Source organism: Shewanella marisflavi (genome assembly GCF_023283925.1).
In the GTDB taxonomy this organism is placed as follows: domain Bacteria; phylum Pseudomonadota; class Gammaproteobacteria; order Enterobacterales; family Shewanellaceae; genus Shewanella; species Shewanella marisflavi.
The window spans coordinates 977,795-994,865 of the sequence record NZ_JAKIKX010000001.1 but is presented as its reverse complement, the minus strand read 5'-3'; the positions used below and the strand labels follow the sequence as shown (position 1 = coordinate 994,865).

Annotated in this window: 18 protein-coding genes; all 18 read right to left on the bottom strand. The window is 48.9% G+C overall.

Annotation, left to right across the window (positions count from 1 at the left end; all coding sequences use genetic code 11):
• Window positions 1-6: 6 nt before the first annotated feature.
• Window positions 7-327, bottom strand: a complete 321-nt coding sequence (locus tag L2712_RS04295; protein WP_248976979.1) for a hypothetical protein — start codon at window positions 325-327, stop codon at window positions 7-9.
• Between the two features lie 27 nt (window positions 328-354).
• Complete coding sequence (fliD, locus tag L2712_RS04290) at window positions 355-1,728, bottom strand: flagellar filament capping protein FliD (RefSeq protein WP_248976978.1); 1,374 nt, start codon at window positions 1,726-1,728, stop codon at window positions 355-357.
• Window positions 1,729-1,758: 30 nt separating this feature from the next.
• Window positions 1,759-2,157 (bottom strand): flagellar protein FlaG, encoded by a 399-nt coding sequence (locus tag L2712_RS04285; protein WP_248976977.1) that lies wholly within the window; start codon window positions 2,155-2,157, stop codon window positions 1,759-1,761.
• Window positions 2,158-2,261: 104 nt separating this feature from the next.
• Window positions 2,262-3,080: a flagellin N-terminal helical domain-containing protein gene (locus tag L2712_RS04280; RefSeq protein WP_248976976.1), complete on the bottom strand. Its 819-nt coding sequence runs from the start codon at window positions 3,078-3,080 to the stop codon at window positions 2,262-2,264.
• A gap of 235 nt (window positions 3,081-3,315) precedes the next feature.
• Window positions 3,316-4,137 carry a flagellin N-terminal helical domain-containing protein gene (locus tag L2712_RS04275; protein WP_248976975.1) on the bottom strand — a complete coding sequence of 274 codons (822 nt, stop codon included), beginning with the start codon at window positions 4,135-4,137 and terminating at the stop codon, window positions 3,316-3,318.
• Window positions 4,138-4,224: 87 nt separating this feature from the next.
• Complete coding sequence (flgL, locus tag L2712_RS04270; protein WP_248976974.1) at window positions 4,225-5,409, bottom strand: flagellar hook-associated protein FlgL; 1,185 nt, start codon at window positions 5,407-5,409, stop codon at window positions 4,225-4,227.
• 11 nt (window positions 5,410-5,420) lie between these two features.
• Window positions 5,421-7,334, bottom strand: coding sequence for a flagellar hook-associated protein FlgK (gene flgK, locus L2712_RS04265; protein WP_248976973.1), 1,914 nt, complete (start codon window positions 7,332-7,334; stop codon window positions 5,421-5,423).
• A gap of 64 nt (window positions 7,335-7,398) precedes the next feature.
• The gene (flgJ, locus tag L2712_RS04260; RefSeq protein ID WP_248976972.1) at window positions 7,399-8,391 is read right to left on the bottom strand and encodes a flagellar assembly peptidoglycan hydrolase FlgJ; all 993 of its coding nucleotides are present in this window, start codon (window positions 8,389-8,391) and stop codon (window positions 7,399-7,401) included.
• Between the two features lie 47 nt (window positions 8,392-8,438).
• Window positions 8,439-9,530 carry a flagellar basal body P-ring protein FlgI gene (locus tag L2712_RS04255; protein ID WP_033538469.1) on the bottom strand — a complete coding sequence of 364 codons (1,092 nt, stop codon included), beginning with the start codon at window positions 9,528-9,530 and terminating at the stop codon, window positions 8,439-8,441.
• A gap of 11 nt (window positions 9,531-9,541) precedes the next feature.
• Window positions 9,542-10,216 carry a flagellar basal body L-ring protein FlgH gene (gene flgH, locus L2712_RS04250; protein WP_033538470.1) on the bottom strand — a complete coding sequence of 225 codons (675 nt, stop codon included), beginning with the start codon at window positions 10,214-10,216 and terminating at the stop codon, window positions 9,542-9,544.
• 9 nt (window positions 10,217-10,225) lie between these two features.
• The gene (gene flgG / locus L2712_RS04245) at window positions 10,226-11,014 is read right to left on the bottom strand and encodes a flagellar basal-body rod protein FlgG (protein WP_011865151.1); all 789 of its coding nucleotides are present in this window, start codon (window positions 11,012-11,014) and stop codon (window positions 10,226-10,228) included.
• A gap of 10 nt (window positions 11,015-11,024) precedes the next feature.
• Complete coding sequence (gene flgF, locus L2712_RS04240; protein ID WP_033538471.1) at window positions 11,025-11,768, bottom strand: flagellar basal-body rod protein FlgF; 744 nt, start codon at window positions 11,766-11,768, stop codon at window positions 11,025-11,027.
• Between the two features lie 187 nt (window positions 11,769-11,955).
• On the bottom strand, window positions 11,956-13,317 hold the full coding sequence (flgE, locus tag L2712_RS04235; RefSeq protein ID WP_033538472.1) for a flagellar hook protein FlgE: 1,362 nt from the start codon (window positions 13,315-13,317) through the stop codon (window positions 11,956-11,958).
• A 62-nt stretch (window positions 13,318-13,379) separates the two neighbouring features.
• The gene (gene flgD / locus L2712_RS04230) at window positions 13,380-14,162 is read right to left on the bottom strand and encodes a flagellar hook assembly protein FlgD (protein ID WP_248976971.1); all 783 of its coding nucleotides are present in this window, start codon (window positions 14,160-14,162) and stop codon (window positions 13,380-13,382) included.
• A 10-nt stretch (window positions 14,163-14,172) separates the two neighbouring features.
• Window positions 14,173-14,592 (bottom strand): flagellar basal body rod protein FlgC, encoded by a 420-nt coding sequence (gene flgC, locus L2712_RS04225; protein ID WP_033538474.1) that lies wholly within the window; start codon window positions 14,590-14,592, stop codon window positions 14,173-14,175.
• 2 nt (window positions 14,593-14,594) lie between these two features.
• Window positions 14,595-14,993, bottom strand: coding sequence for a flagellar basal body rod protein FlgB (flgB, locus tag L2712_RS04220; protein ID WP_033538475.1), 399 nt, complete (start codon window positions 14,991-14,993; stop codon window positions 14,595-14,597).
• Between the two features lie 153 nt (window positions 14,994-15,146).
• Window positions 15,147-15,986 carry a CheR family methyltransferase gene (locus tag L2712_RS04215; RefSeq protein WP_033538476.1) on the bottom strand — a complete coding sequence of 280 codons (840 nt, stop codon included), beginning with the start codon at window positions 15,984-15,986 and terminating at the stop codon, window positions 15,147-15,149.
• Window positions 15,987-16,123: 137 nt separating this feature from the next.
• Entirely contained in the window at window positions 16,124-17,044 is a 921-nt protein-coding gene (locus L2712_RS04210; RefSeq protein WP_248976970.1) for a chemotaxis protein CheV, read from the bottom strand.
• Window positions 17,045-17,071 lie beyond the last annotated feature (27 nt).

Sequence of the window (17,071 nt, the reverse complement as noted above, 5' to 3'; positions counted from 1 at the left end):
AATAACCTACCTATCTGAATCTATAGACTTATAAACATTAAGTTGGCGCTGACTTTTACGTCCCAAATGCAGCAGTTCCTGACGATGTTTCAGCAGGCTAACTGCCTGCGTTGTAAAACTTGTGGTCAGTTCCAGTTGAGACTGTAACAATGCTCTGTCTTCCTCACTGGGCGAGGCAAGCACCTCATCAAGCAAAAGTTGACGCTTTCCAACTAAATCAAGCAATTTTGATACCAACTCATCTGCATCATCCTGTTCAGCAGGCATCTGCTGCAGTTGATGCATTACCTGGTTAATTTCTTGATTTAGTTTATCTAAGGATTCCAATACCTTTCCTTTACATCCAATTGGCCATTAGCCTTTTTGAGAAACCACTCCCGGTAAGGAGTTAAGTCCATTAACTATACCTATCGACTGCTGGTTTAACTTGCCGACAACTAAATCCATCGCATTAAATTGCTTAAACAAACGAGCTTCTAACTGTTCCATTTTCAGAGAAAAAGCTTCCCGCTGTGCATCTAAGCGTTTCTTATCCGCAGTGTAGGCATTATTACGGGAGTCGATCAGTCCGCCGCTTTTTACATACCCTTCGACTAAAGTATCTAATCTATTTGCTAAGCCTGTGGTATCAGTAGCAAACAGGCCTTCGATACTGCTCATATCTTCACTGATAGCTTTATCTAACTTGGTGCTATTGACTGATAGTTTACCGTAGCGATCTGCTTCGATTCCGATATCGTAAAGGGCAACCGACTGACCGCCACCAAGATCGACGCGCGTAGAGATCATATTACGCATCTGAGATTCTATAGAGCGAATCATAGAGTCACCCTGCAGTGCTGAGGCCTTTTCTTTATCCGCATCATAGGATGACACCTTGTCTATGGTGCTCATCAGGCTGTTATAGGCGTCAACAAATCCCTGAACGTTCTCTTTTACTGCATCCTCATCTAACTCAATCTTAAGCACAGAGGTCTTATTCAGATCGGCATCGGTCAAATTTAGGGTGACACCTGCAATCGCATTTTTGATTTCATTGGTTTGAGATTGTAACTTCTGACCGTCGATATAGACGATAGACTCTTTTGCGGCTTGAACTTCGCTCAGATTTCCTGCGCCGAACATATCGCTAAGGCCGGTACCTGTGGTATCCGTGGCGGTGACACTGATATTGTTGTCCGGCCCTTCGGTATCGGAACTGATCACCAAACGACTACCGCCATCGGTAGTCACTATAGTTGCAGTAACCCCGACGTTATCATCGGCGTTATTAATCTTATCGGCAATGGCTGACAGAGAATCGCCAGCGGCTACATCGACCGAGAAATTTTGACCATTAACGGTGAAACCTAAACTGCCCTCACCCACTGCGGCGCTGGCATCGGCCGTGAAGGCCCCTGCAACTTTGTGACGCTGAGCGAGTTGTTCAACCACTATATTATAGCTACCCGTCTGGGCATTCTTATCGGCAGTAGCAGTAAAGAAACTGCTATCACCTGTAGACACCTGACGTTGGTTTAAGCTTTCACCATCTTTAAGCTTTTCAAGCGCATCTTGGAAAGTAGAAAGCGCACTCTTAAGCGAGCCCATAGCGGAGACTTTCGCATCTATGGTGTCTTCTGTTTTATTAAAGATCGCTTCTTTAGGCACCTTTTCAGCATCAACCAGCACCCCCACAATCGTGTTGATATCAAGCCCTGAACCTATGCCTGTTGCCGTTAATGCCATAATAACCTCTACTAAAACGCCAGCTGAAACCTAGGCTTCAGTTTTCATTAATAATCCAGTGACTTCAGAAAGTTTCTGCGCCAATTTCAGCGCTTCTTCGTTTGGAATTTGACGAATAATATCACCCGAATCAATGTCCATTACGCTAACAATATTTGTGCCAGAATCTTCATCAATTTTAAAAGCTAAGCCTTTACGCATTACCGCCATCATATTCGATAATTCGTCGACTAACTTCTGCATCTCTTCAGGCGACTGTTCTTGCTCTTTCGCCTGCTCTGCTTCAGCTTGGTTACTCTGCTCAACCGCCTTTATCGCAGCACGTTTACTCAGCTCAACATCCTCTGCAGCATTTGCTTTAACAGGCGTCATGCCTATATCAATTTTAGCAGCTGTAGCATTGGATGAATTAACAGTATTAATATCCATGACCTATACCTCTACTTCGTTAATTTATCCTTAAAATCACGAAAGGGAGATCCGTCACCGAACCTCCCTTGTCTTCATCAAACTCAGTCTATCCCATTACTCTATTAGAGTAGTGATAGGGCGACCTGAGGTAGCTGGTTAGCCTGAGCTAACATAGCTGAACCAGTTTGTTGAAGTACTTGGTTCTTAGTCATAGTAGAGGTTTCTTTCGCGAAATCCACATCTACGATACGGCTCTTAGCGTCAGCCACGTTAGCCTGAGTGTTAGCGCTGTTGCTAATATTGTGAGACAGACGGTTCTGAATCGCACCAAGTTTTGCACGCTGTGTATCGATTGAGGTAATTGCCGCATCGATAGCTGCAAGCGCCGAACCACGATTTGCAGCAGTTGAGTTATTCAATGCATTAACACCAAGTGATGTCGCGTCAGATTTAGCCACTGAAACTGTGATATCTTCACCATCTTGGTGACCCACCTGGAATGTTTTACCAGCAGCAAAGTCTCCATTTAGCAGCTTAGTGTTACCAAAAGCTGTGTTATCACCAATTTCGGTGATCTCTAGGGCTAACTCATCCATCTCAGCCTTCAGAGCTTGCAAGTCTGCAGTGCTGTTGGCGCCGTTTTCAGACTGGATAGTCAGGTCACGCATACGTTGCAGCATGTTAGTCTGCTCCTGCATCGCACCTTCAGAGATCTGAGCGATAGAGATAGCATCGTTAGCGTTACGCATACCCACTTCCAGACCACGGACCTGAGAGTTCAAACGGTTAGAAATCGCAAGACCAGCGGCGTCATCTTTTGCACTGTTAATGCGAAGACCACTAGACAGACGTTCCATAGAAGTCGCTAAGTTGCTACCTGAAGCGTTTAGGTTTTTCTGTGCTTTTAGAGATGTTACGTTGGTGTTTACTGTAATAGCCATAATCGATTCCTCTTTATACCTGGCTTAAAACTAAGCCTGTCTACTTAAGCCAGGCCGGTCTTACTGGGTTACAGTATATTTAGCGGCAGAGGGTTTTCGATCTTTAGAAAATTTTTTATAAAAAATAGACTATTTTAAATAAACCATAAAAATCATTAGCTTATTTTTAGATAGACAATAGAAAAACGGTGCAACAACAGAGTTTGCACCGTTCTTATCGACTAAGAGCAAGTTCTTATCCCAGTAATGACAAGGCAACCTGAGGTAATTGATTAGCCTGTGCCAACATGGCAGAACCAGTTTGTTGTAGTACCTGATTCTTTGTCATAGTCGAGGTTTCTTTGGCGAAATCGACATCCACAATACGGCTCTTGGCATCGGCAACGTTGGCCTGAGTATTAGCACTGTTACTAATGTTATGTGCCAAACGGTTTTGCACCGCACCTAACTTAGCACGTTGAGTATCGATAACCTTGATCGCGTCATCAATCTGACCGATAGCAGCATCTCGACCGGCTGACGTCAATACCGTTAACGAATTTACCGATAGTACGCCGGCATTCAATGTGCCTACAGAGATAGTGATATCTTCACCATCTTGGTGACCTACTTGGAACAACTTACCCGCAGAAAATTCACCCGTTAACAACTTAGTATTACCAAAGGCAGTGCTGTTACCGATCGCTGTGATCTCTTCTGCCAGCTGATCCATCTCATCTTTCAACGCTTGTAAATCGGCAGTGCTGTTGGCGCCGTTTTCAGATTGAATAGCCAGGTCACGCATACGCTGCAGCATGTTGGTCTGCTCTTGCATCGCACCTTCTGAGATCTGGGCGATAGAGATTGCATCGTTAGCGTTACGCATTCCCACCTCAAGACCACGAACCTGAGAGTTCAAACGGTTTGAGATTGCTAGACCTGCAGCATCATCTTTCGCACTGTTAATGCGAAGACCGCTAGACAAACGCTCCATAGAGGTTGCCAGGTTTTGAGAAGATGTATTTAAGTTCTTCTGCGCCTTCATTGATGTGACATTGGTATTAACATTAATAGCCATTGTGTTTTCCTCTTCTTGGTTGCACTGCCAAGACGTTGAGCTTGGCTAATAAATTCAAAGTTAAGTTAGTCAGGGGCCTGAGCCCGTTTAGATATAATCAAATAGTGTCGTCGACCCGACTTTGCTAAACACGCTCGATACGGCATTCAAGGCCAACTGTTGTTTCTCGAGCTCAGTTATCGCCGAGGCATAATCTAAATCTTCAAGCAGTGAGAGCGCCGAACTGTTAACTAACTTCTCTTCCACATGGGTCGAACTGTAACGCTCGATCTGCTTTAAGCTATTACCGGCTTCACCACGGGCAATGCTCAACTGATTGACACCACTGTCGATATTATTCAACATCTGTGCCAACTCAGCTTTACCTTGTGGGGTATTCACCTTGTTAGGATCTTCAAGCAGAGTAATTGCCTGATTGATGGTGTCGAAAATACTGACCTCAGCTTGCGGCATAATGCTAAAGCTATCCCCTGGGGCTGGCTGACCGTCGAGTTTCACCTCGATACCGTTGAAGTTAATGGGATCGGCGGCGTCAAAATTAGGAACAGTCGTTACCAGGGTCGCGGACGAATCTCGGATTTCAAGATTGGCACCATTCATGGTAAAGCTATACGTATCGAGTGCAGCTGGGTTACTGTTGGTAGCGCTCAGCACCCGAAAATCCCCGGCCTGACCCGCCGAATAATTGGCGCCAAAGTCTCCAAGGCCAGCAGGTGCATTCATAAAGGCAAGATCACCGGGGATATTAGTTCCTAAGGTCACCCCTGATGCCACTATGGCCTGGCGTACACCGCTGTCACCGCTATACACCACATTACCGGCGGCATCGAAAGCAAAAGGCTGCTTATCGGTTTCATAACCGGCAAACATATAGTTGCCCGATTCATCTTGGGTATTAGCCACCGAAATCAACTCTTCCAATGTCCCCTTGAGCTCATCGGCAATCATTTGCCGCTCCGACTCTGACAAGCTGCCATTCACTGCACGCAAAATTTGCTCTCGAACAGATCCCGTTAATGTCTCGGCACTGCCTAGCTTGCTCTCGGTCAAGGCCAGGCGATTGGTGGCATAGTCGATATTCTTCATAAACTGATCGACCAAGGCATTTTGCTGATTGAGGTTATCGATACCAATCGCCGCCACAGGATCGTCACCCGCTGTATTGACTCGCTTGCCGCTGGCGATCTGATCGATGATCTTGCTGGTTGCCGATTGCTTGTTAAGCACGCTATTAATGTTTTGATTAAACATCTGCGCCGTTGAGATCCGCATAATAAAAGCTCCTATCTCACCGAACTAAATAAGGTGTCGAAAATTTCAGTGGCCGTGGTCATAATACGAGCCGATGCCTGATATGACTGTTGAAAACGCATCAAGTTGGCAGCTTCTTCATCCAGGTTGACCCCTGATTCACTCTGCACTCGGGTATAAGCTTGGGAGTAAACCGCTTCGGCTGACCCTAGAGCGACCTCGGCAGCTTTTGCCTTGCCGCCAACCTGCAACTTGGTGCCTTCATAGACATCGGCAAGGGTCGAACCGCCATTGTTCATCAGCTTGGTTTCCGCAAGCTTAGCCATGGCGACCACATTGGTGTTATCCCCTTCGGCAAAGCTGAGATCGAAGGTAAATCTATCTGTGGCTGGCGCACTGGCATCCACCTCAAAGGTGAAGCCATAAGCGCTGATAGACGGCGGAGTAAAGGCTGCCGTACCAAGAGAATTTCCCGCTGCATCAAACACTTCAAAGGTATTTGCCGTAGTATCTATCGCAAAGGTCAGCTCACTGCCGGTTAACGGAAAATTAGCCGCATTGCGATTATCGATACTCACCAGTTTCACCTGAGTATTACCAGAGTTACTGGCATCTTCTGTTATCTTGGGTGCGGCAGCGGCAATCCCCTTAGGATCTGTCATCACCACCTTGATACCGGCTGCGGCGCCTGATGTTGGACGTATCTCAAATCTGTCACCCGACGCCATGGCACCAGAATCGATATTAATGCTAAAGCCATCGCCGCCGGTCAACTGAGTGCCATTTAAGGTCAATGGCGTCACAGTGCCGGTTTCTTGATCCCTGAGTTCATAGGTAGCTGGCGCAGTAAAGCTCAGCTCATAGCTGCCGCCAGACAGGGCACTGACATCATCAATGTTGACCCTAAGTGCTGCATTGCCTGTGTTGTTCTCATAAGCCCCGACACGGCCCACGGACATGGCGGGATCATTGATATCCAAGAAGAGATCGCTCCCCACCTCACCATTAAGATCGAAGCCTTGAGACTGGGCTTGATTAAAACTGTCGGCGATCCCTAAGGCTAACTGCCCCATCTCCAGCTGAGACGGAATTAAAGTGTCATCACGAAATTGAAACAATGCCCCTAGGCTGCCACCCATCTTGCTAGGGTCGACAACTAACGTCTGGCTGCCAGCGGTGCTGGTGATGCGCAACTCGCCAGGATAAGGATCGCCAGTGGTTGAGCCCATCTGCATCGAAACCTCACCAGACACCAGCATCACAGCGCCGCCCAGCATGATGCTCTTAGCGCCAGATTCGAGTGGGATCACGTTAACCTGAGCGTATTCGCTGAGCTCCTGGATCAAGGAATCTTGCTTGTCGAGCAACTGCATATCAGCACCCTGGGACTTCATCAACTCTTGGTTGATATGACCAAGCTCAGTGCTGATCTCGTTAATCCTATCTGTCATCGCCGAGATCTGGTCGTTGGTCTGTTTCATCTGACCATCGAGATGCGACTGCATCTGGTTTAGCGCCTTGGCGATCTGATCGGCATTGCCCAGCAAACTGCCACGAATACCCATGTCATCAGGTAAATCCGCCAAACTATTCAGCCCGGCAAAGAGATCGTTAAGGCTCTGAGGCACTGCCTTGCCTATCTGAGAAAACAGCTGATCAAGCTCGCTCATCTTGGTCTGTGTCGTCTGCGCCTGACTCATCGCCGTCTGACCGATGCGCAGCTCACGCGCAGCGTATTCGTTATAGATACGTTTCACGTCGGTAATATAGGTACCGGCACCATAAAAGCTATTGCCCAGACGTTGAGATTCCAGGCTAGATTGCTCTGCCACCTGACGATGATAACCATGCGTATTGGCGTTAGTGATATTGTTACTGGTCACCGCCAGCTGTGACTGTGAGGCAAGCACGCCGGTACGGGCGATATTAAGCAGATCCATCGACATTATGCTTTACCCCTTGTTTCACCTGTTGTTAATTGAGAATTCATCACCTATCACTCTCCGCTCATTACTCGCCAAGCATGGCTGCGCCGAGTTCTTTGGTTACGGCCTGCATCACCTTGATCACCTTATCGGCGTAATCTGGATCTGTGGCATAACCGGCGTCTTGCAGGCCACGGATAAAGGCAGCCGGATTAGCGGCCTGCTCCATCGCCTCTTGATAACGAGCGCCCTCGGAAATGAATGAGACGAAATCGTCAAAACTTTGTTTAATATCCTGGTACACCCTAAAGTCGGCGCGCTGTTTCACCGCAACCCCATGTTCAAACTCCAGGGTACTCACACCGGCGCGTTCGCCATCCCAGCGGCGATCGGCCTTAATATTGAATAGATTATTGCTGGGCTGACCATCGGCGCGGCGCACCATTTTCTGTCCCCAACCGGTTTCCAGTGCCGACTGGGCAATCAATACCTCTGGGCTGGTACCCAGCGCTTTCGCAGCCTGCTCGGCATGGGGATAAATCGCCTTCACAAACGCCTCGCGGCTCTCAAAGCCCTGATTTGCCAGAACAGTCGGTGCCTGCGACGGCAATACTTTGCCGCTCACTAGCTCATCAAATATGTGAGGCAGAGGCTTGTCGGCACTCGATGCCTTGCTCTGAGGCTCAGGTTGAGGCACTGCTTGTTGAGTACTATTGGCAATCGGACTCACCATGCCACCACGCAGCACAGAAGCCGGCGTCAGCTGACTGGTCTGCGGCGAAAGTTGCTGCACCATGAGATCAGCAAGGCCCAGCATCCCCTTGTCCGACAGGTTGACCGACATCTGCTGGTCGTGCATCTGCTCGTAAAACTTGGTGTATTGGCTATTCATGGGGCTATCGGACTCAAACACGGCATTGGCGTCACGCATGCTTTTCATCAGCATCTGCACAAAGATACCTTCGAACTGCTGCGCCACCTCTTTAAGCGCTGCCTTGTCATCTTTTTGCGCCTTGGCACGTAGGGAGTCCAAGCCCCCTATGTCCAAGAAATGCGATGCGTTTGACAGCTTATCCATGTTGAGTCCCGATGCCTTTGCGACGACTAAATCGTCTGTGACAAAATTTAGATGATGATAAGTTCACCATGCAAAGCACCTGCCACCTTTAACGCCTCAAGTATCGCCAACACATCTGAAGGCGCGGCGCCAACCAGATTCACCGCACGAACCAACTCATCCAGCGTAGTGCCGGGATTGAACAGGAACATACGGTTATCCTCTTGAGAGACATCTATGGTGCTGTCAGTGGTCACGACTGTATTGCCTCCCGCCAGCGGATTAGGCTGAGATACCTGAGTCGCCTCGGCAATGGTTACGGTTAGGCCGCCATGGGTCACAGCCGCTGGGAGTAGTCGTACATCTTTACCCACCACTATGGTGCCGGTGCGGGAATTCACTATCACCTTTGCCGACTCAGAGGCGGGCTCTACTTCGATATTTTCAAGTGTCGCCAAAAATGCCACACGCTGAGAGACATCACGCGGCGCGCTCACCTGCACAGAGGCGGCATCTAACGGACGGGCCATGCCTGGACCTAACAGCTCGTTAATAGAGTCGGCCAGACGTTTTGCGGTCGAAAAATCGGCGCGGCGTAGGTTAAAGGTCAGATGATCCCCGGTCGAAAATGGAGTCGCGACAGTGCGCTCTACAATGGCGCCATTAGGAATTCGGCCGACAGTGGGGGTATTTTGAATCACCTTTGAGCCATCTAGCCCTTCGGCGCTAAAGCCACTGACCACCATACTGCCCTGTGCTATGGCATAGACATTACCATCGACCCCTTTTAAGAAAGTCTGCAGCAAGGTGCCACCGCGCAGGCTCTTGGCTTCACCAAGACTTGAGACGGTCACATCCAAGGTCTGACCCGGCTTGATAAACGCCGGCATATTAGCGTGCACCGCGACAACGGCGACGTTTTTAATCTTAGGGCGGAAGTTATCGGGCAAATTGATGCCGAAGTTCTTCAGCATGGTCTTAAAGGTCTGCTCGGTATAACGCGTCTTCTCACCCGTACCAGGCAAACCCACCACTAAGCCGTAGCCAATCAGCTGATTGCTACGCACCCCTTGTACATTAGCAATATCTTTAATGCGCTGGGCCGAACTGACGCTTGAAAACACCATCAGGGCACAGGCCAAAATTATTTTGATCTTCATGGCATCGCTCCTTAGAAGGGCCACCAGTCACTCATAAAGAACTGGCTTAGCCAGCCCACTTTCTGAGCATCGGCAAAGGTGCCTGTACCACTGTATTGAATACGGGCATTGGCCACGCGTTGAGAATCAATAGTGTTATCGGGGCGAATATCTTGTGAGCGCACTATCCCGGTTACCCTGACAAACTCATCGCCATTATTGATGGTGATCCACTTTTCGCCGCGGATCACCAAGTTACCGTTGTTAAGCACCTGCATCACATTGGCGGAGATGCTACCAGACAGGCTGTTGCTCTGATCCGCATCTGACTCACGCTTGGTATTCATGCTGTCTTTGTAGCGCAGATCGATAGGCGTACCGCCTATGGTCACATTGCCGCCACCGGCATAGATGGGATCTAAACTCAGATCCGAGCCCTTCTTGATCTCATTGTTGGCGCTCTTTTTCGCCTGAGTCGACTCTTGCAATATCACGGTAATGATATCGCCAACCTTAAGCGCCTTGATGTCTGAATAGAGGCTAGATGCTTGGCTGTCTTGATACATGGAGCCAGTTGCCGCAATTTTTGTCGGCGGCGCCTCGGGATACACTGGCGCATAATAAGGGTCATCGGCAATCGGCTTCTGAATGGTTGAGCTACAACCCACCAGCGCCATGGCGACCACTAAAATAAGCGACTTAGTCATCTCAAACCTCTACAAATTCTGATTGACGTAAGAGAGCATTTGGTCGACGGCCGAGATCACCTTAGAGTTCATCTCATAGATTCTCTGACTCTCAATCAGATTGACCAGCTCTTCGGTCACGTTAACGTTAGAGGTTTCCAGCGCCCCTTGACGTATAGCGCCCATACCATCCAGTGATGCTGTCCCCTGAATAGGTGTGCCACTGGCGCCCGTTTCTAAGTAGAGGTTCTGCCCCATAGGATCCAGGCCACTCGGATTGATGAAATCAGACATACTCAGTTGACCCACCACTTGGTTTTCAGCCGCGCCGGGTGTCTTCACCGAGACTTCCCCTTCGGCGGACACCGTAATGCTGGTCGCATCATCGGGAATAGTGATAGCAGGTTGCAGTACATAGCCTGAGCCTGGAGTCACGATTTGCCCGGTATCATCTAAGGTAAACTGTCCATTTCGGGTATAGGCCGTTGTGCCATCTGGCAACTGCACCTCGAAGAATCCTGGGCCCTCAATCATCAGATCCAGTGAGTTATCTGTGGTCAGCATATTACCTTGGGTAAACATCTTCTGAGTCGCGACCACCTTAGTACCTGCGCCTATGTTTAAACCATTGGGCAACTTGGTATTGGAGGCACTGATCCCGCCCGCCTGATTCACAGTTTGATAGAGCAGGTCTTCGAAAACGGCTCGGCTTTTTTTGTAACCAACAGTGCTGGCATTGGCAACATTGTTGGAGATCACCGAGATATCTGTTTGCTGGGCATCTAAGCCAGTCTTACTAATCCATAACGCCGGATGCATAATCTATCTCCTAACTAATGCGCATTAATGACGAAGAGGCACGATCCATCTCTTCGGCGGTTTTCATCATCTTGACCTGCATCTCAAACTGTCGTTGCAGATCGATTAAAGAGACCATCTCATCGACGGCATTAACATTACTGCCTTCGATAGCGCCGCTCTCCACACTGACATTGGGATCGGCTGCGGCGACAACGCCAGACATTTGACGGAACAAACCATCCTCGCCGCGCATCAGGTTTTGATTACCAGGGTTAACTAATTTGATACGACCGACCTCTTCGATCACCTCGGCCGTTGAGCCAAGCGGTCTCACCGAAATAGTGCCGTCTTGGGCGATCTCGATTTTTTCGATAGGAAGCGGTAATACGATAGGACCTGCGTCACCCATAATAGGGTTGCCTCTGTCATTACGTAGTAGGCCTGTGGTATCGAAACTCAAGCTACCTGAACGGGTATAAGCCTCGCTGCCATCGACAGCCTGCACGGCTATCCAGCCATCACCTTTTACCGCGATATCAAGATCACGCCCCGTGGTCTTTATCGGTCCGGCGGCATAGTTGGCCGACGGATTCTCTGTCATGGAAAACACCCGCGTTGGCAACCCTTCACCAAAGGCCTGCATGGATCTGGCTTGCTCCATATCTGACTTAAAGCCATCTGTGTTGGCGTTAGCAAGGTTGTTGGCACGCACCGCCAGCGAATGCATATTCTGCTTGGCACCACTCATGGCGACGTAGAGTAATTTATCCACTTGCTGCTCCGTCAATGTTTCAACTAAAACTGTCTAATAACAGAACAAAGCAAACATCATGCCAAGCAATAGGATTCGTTGTAGGGGGAAGATCAAGCAGTTAAATGCAAAGAAAGGACAAATAAGAGAAAGCGGCAAAAGAGGCGGAAATGTGTTGCCGCTTGGCAACACATTTCTCGGGGTAAGATTAACGGATCTGCAGTACCGTCTGCTGTAGCGTGTTGTTTACTTCTAGCGTACGTGAGTTCGCCTGGAAATTACGCTGAGCCGAAATAAGGTCCACCAGCTCTGTCGTCAGATCGACGTTTGACTGCTCTAGCGCCGATGAGCGTATGCTACCAAAGGTACCACTGTTGGCTTCACCCGCCAGTGCCGGGCCAGAGTCCAGGCTCTCCTTCCAAGAAGTATTGCCGACTTGGGTCAGTCCCTGCTCATTTGAGAATCTCGCTAATGCAACGCGTGCCAAAGGAACAGTAGAACCATTGCTATAGCTGGCGTTGATCAAACCATCCGCGCCGACTTCCACGTTAGTCAAACGACCTACTGTGGTGCCGTCTTGGCTTAACTCAGTGACCTCAAACGGCGATGCGTATTGAGTCGGGCTGTTAAAGTTAAGCGTGAGAGTCTGGGTGCCGTCAGTACCTGGACCCAAGACGTTGGCGCCGCTCACGCCCAGCTGCTCAGTGGTAATGACGGCCGGATCGCTACCTGTATAGGCGCCCGTATCATTGAACGAGAGCACTGAACCTTTCCAACCACCGGCATTAACGGCTGTACCACTTGAATCTGCTACGCCATCACCAGTGGTATCACGACCGTATGTACCCGCAGCGCCTGCCAAGTCGACCTGCTTGCCGTCTACCGCGTAGAAGGCCACCCAGTTACTGGTGCCGGTATAAGCGGCTTGCGGTGGACGTACGAAATAAGTCGTCAGAATATGTGGCTCACCCAGTGAGTCATACATGGTCACCGAAGTCGAGTTGTTGTAGGTGTCGGGATCGTTTGGATCAAAGGCCGCAGGATCTAAGGTTGACTCACCCGCATTAAGGTTCATCTGAATGCCAATGTTGTCAGTTTTCTGCGGACTGCCGGCAGTGTCAGGGATCTTAACCGGCTGAGTGGTGGTTAAACTCACCGACGTCGAGTTACCATCTTTATCCACCGGGAAGGTTTGCAGATAATTACCGGCCGAGTTAACCAGATAGCTATCGGCATCGACCTTAAAGGCCCCTGCACGTGTGTATGAGAGATCTTGTGAACCCACTTCAGAGGAGGTCACAAAGAAACCGCCGCCATTGATCGCCATATCCAGCGCGTTACTGGTAAATTGCAGACTCCCCTGCTGGAATTGCTGCGCCACCTGCGCCGTAGTAACACCGCCACCGACTGTCGTTTTGCTGTTGGCAAAAATTGAACTGGCATAGACGTCGGCAAACTCTGCGCGCGACTCTTTAAAACCTGTGGTGTTGACGTTGGCTATGTTATTCGCCGTGGTATTGAGATCTTTTTGCGCCGCCGCGATACCACTCAATGCAATGTTAAATGACATAAATCACCTCACTAAAAATTTGTAATCTGTTCTGGACCGAATGCCCTAACGCTCTGCTTTGTCTAGGTTTCAGACACGGCCAGAACATCACCGAGTTTGATACCGCCTATGCCTCTGAGATTGAGAATCGCCCCGGTACTTGCCGTTCCTAGGGAAACACTCGTCACATGAGCGTAAGTCGATACGGCTAAATCTTCACTCTTACCATCTACCTTGCCCGATGCCTTGATGGCGTAATTGCCGCTAGCAACAGGTTCGCCATTCTTATCAAGACCATCCCAGGCTACATCGATATTGCCGCCATCACTGCCATCGACGGTAAAGGTCTTAATCAGTTGCCCCTTTTCATCTTCGATGCGTACCGTGATTGACTCGATCGGCTCTGGGGTACTGATCACCCCTTTCAATACCGGGTCTTCGGCTGAGATATGCCCGGTATCAGAGGGGATCAATACCTTCTGTCCGACCAACCCAGATGCCTGCAGTGCCTGACTCGAGGTCATCACAGTATTGAGGTTAACAATCTCTTCATTAAGCTTGCTGATGCCATCTACGGTCGAGAACGAGGCCATCTGCGCGATCATCTGGTCGTTATCCACCGGCTTAAAAGGATCTTGCATCGATAGCTGCTGACTGAGTAAGGAGAAGAAATCCTCTTGAGTCAGCTCCTGGCTCTTAGCTTCAGGAATTGATGACTTCTCTTGCAGACGCATACTGTCAAGAAACGGATTACCCGTGGTCTGAGTAGCCTGTTGACTACTCGACGCCTGGGGCGACACAGATTTACTGCTCTGCGCAGCTGAGCTCTGAGAAACCTGGCTATTTAATGGATTAACTAGGCTCACAACCTACCCCCTAGGATTTGCCAATGCGTAAGGTCTGTTGCAGCATAGATTTTGCCGCTTCAGCCACCTGTACGTTCATCTGATAGGAACGTGAGGCTGAGATCATGTTGGCCATCTCCTCCATCACATTGACGTTAGGCTTATAAATAAAACCGTCAGCATCGGCTAATGGATGATCGGGTGAATACTCTTTCTGTAACGGTTTATCGCTCTCCACTATGCCGGCGACTTTAACGGACTGACTGGTTTGCTGCTCATGGCTTGCCTTGGCCAGCTCAGCCTCAAACACAGGGTGACGAGCACGATAGGTCTTATCTATGCTACTAGAGACTGAATCGGCGTTGGCAATGTTGCTGGCAGTGGTATTTAGTCTTACCGACTGCGCTGACATGCCTGAGCCCGCCACATTGAATATATTAAAGAGGCTCATGATTAGGTTCCTTTAAGTGCTTTTTTCAAGCCGGAAAACTTACCGTCAAGAAAACCCAACGACATTTGATACTCGAGGGCATTCTGCATAAACTCAGACTGCTCCTGCTGGATATCTACGGTATTGCCGTCGCCTGTGTCGGGTTGGTTAGGCACCCGATAACTAATGTGTTGCTTTGATAAGGCCGCCAAGTCGAAATGCTTTACGTCGCTGCGACTCATCTCCAGCCCACCTTGAGCCGTGCGAGCCGCTTGAAGTGCCTTATCAAAATCCAGATCTTTAGCTTTGTAATGAGGGGTATCGGCATTTGCTATGTTAGATGAGATCACCTCGGCACGCGCCGAGCGTATACCCAGCGTATACTGATGTACCCCCAATGCCTTATCGAAACTAATCGCCATAAAATTGCCTCCTCACACGAATGCCATAAACAAAGCAATACTTGTGCCAATAAAAACCATTCAAACGAAAAGCAGAGATAAAGGCGAGGCATAAAAAATGCCAGCAGAGGCTGGCATTAGAGAGGTTTATTGCTAACTCAGGTAATTAGCGTCTTAAGTACGCTTTTGATAGTAGATCCCGGGATTACATCGCACCATATCAAACTCGTCGGTCAAACCGGCAATCGACTCAGATGCCCCCAAAAACAGTATCCCTTTAGGATTAAGGGCGGCAGCAAATTGCCGCAATATCTTGGCCTTTGCCTCTGGGGCAAAATAGATAAGCACATTACGGCAAAAAATAATGTCGAACTTGCCGAGCAGAGTGTAGCTTTCCAGCAGGTTGTGGGCTCTAAAATTCACCAAACGCTTAACATTAGCCTTCACCACCATAGAGCCGTTGGCTCCTGGTTCAAAAAACTGACGCTTGCGCTCATCAGATAATCCTCGTCCCAAGGCCAGGTTATCGTATTCCGCGGCTTTACAACGCTCTAGCATGGAGGGGGACAAGTCTGTCGCTAATATGGTCGCACTGCCAGGTAAGGCTCCTGGCTTACGCTGCTGATATTCCAAGATAGTCATCGCCAATGAATAAGGCTCTTGTCCAGATGAACAGGCGGCAGACCAGATCTTAAGCGGCCGCCCTAAACGGGCATATTCAGGGAGTAAACTATTGCCTAACAGCTCAAAAGGATAACGATCGCGAAACCACAAGGTTTCGTTGGTGGTCATAGCATCGATCACTTCAGCCCTAAGCTGACGCTCGGTGGGCTTCATGGAATGCTTAACCACCTCAGACAAGGAAGGAAGGTTGTACTTACCCATCAAAGGTGCGAGTCGGCTACGAACCAAATATTGCTTATTGTCACCCAACACGATGCCGCTGTGTTGCTCCAGAAACAATTTAAATTGGTTGTACTCAGCTTCGGCAAGTGATTTATTCGGCACCTTGATATCCCAATATCAAAAAATAAAACAGGCTACAACATACACTATAGCAAGCATGACAGAGCTCAGCGTTATACATTAGCTAAGTCACTGATACAAGTTTAAACTTATCAAACTTAGGCTTAGGACCGACTTAGGTCAAATTACAAACTAAGATGCTTGTTAACCGCAGCCGCTAACTCATCAGGATTAAATTTCGCAATAAAATCATTAGCGCCCACCTTCTCCACCATCGCCTGATTGAATACACCGCTGAGCGAGGTGTGCAGTACAACCTTAATATCTTTCAGTTTAGGGTTATCACGAATCTCCGCCGTCAGGGTATAACCATCCATCTCTGGCATCTCAATATCTGAGATGATTAGAGGAATTTCGGTTGCGACATTGTCCATCTCCGCCGCGACACTCACCAATTTTTCTAAAGCTTCACGCCCATCTTTTGCGGTATCTATCTGCAGGCTCAAGGACTCTAGGGCACGAATGATCTGCTTGCGCGCCACCGCCGAATCATCAATCACCATGATGTGATAATGGCGATCTCTGTCGATAGTAAGCTGCTCATCCACTTCCTGACTGATCTGGGTTTTCACTGGCGAAATCTCATCAAGGATCTTCTCGACATCTAAAATTTCCACCAGCTCACCTTCTATCTCGGTAACCGCAGTGAGATAAGAATAACGCCCCGCACCTTGTGGCGGCGGCATGATAGCTTCCCAGTTCATATTAATGATACGCTCGACCGACTTGACCAAGAATCCCTGCACGCTACGGTTGTACTCAGAAATAATAATGAAACAACCTTCGGTATTCTCTAACGGCTTGCCGCCTGTTGCCGCGCTAAGATCAATCACAGAAATGGTTTGCCCACGTATATGGGCCACGCCTCTCACAAAAGGATTCAACTTAGGTAGTGCGGTTAACGGCGGACACTGCAGTACTTCTTTCACCTTAAATACGTTAATGCCAAACCTTTGCCGCCCATTTAACTTAAACAGCAGCAGCTCTAAGCGGTTTTGTCCTACAAGTTGGGTGCGTTTATTAACTGATTCAAGAATACTCGACATAATGCCTTTGCCCTGTTGTCGGGTGAA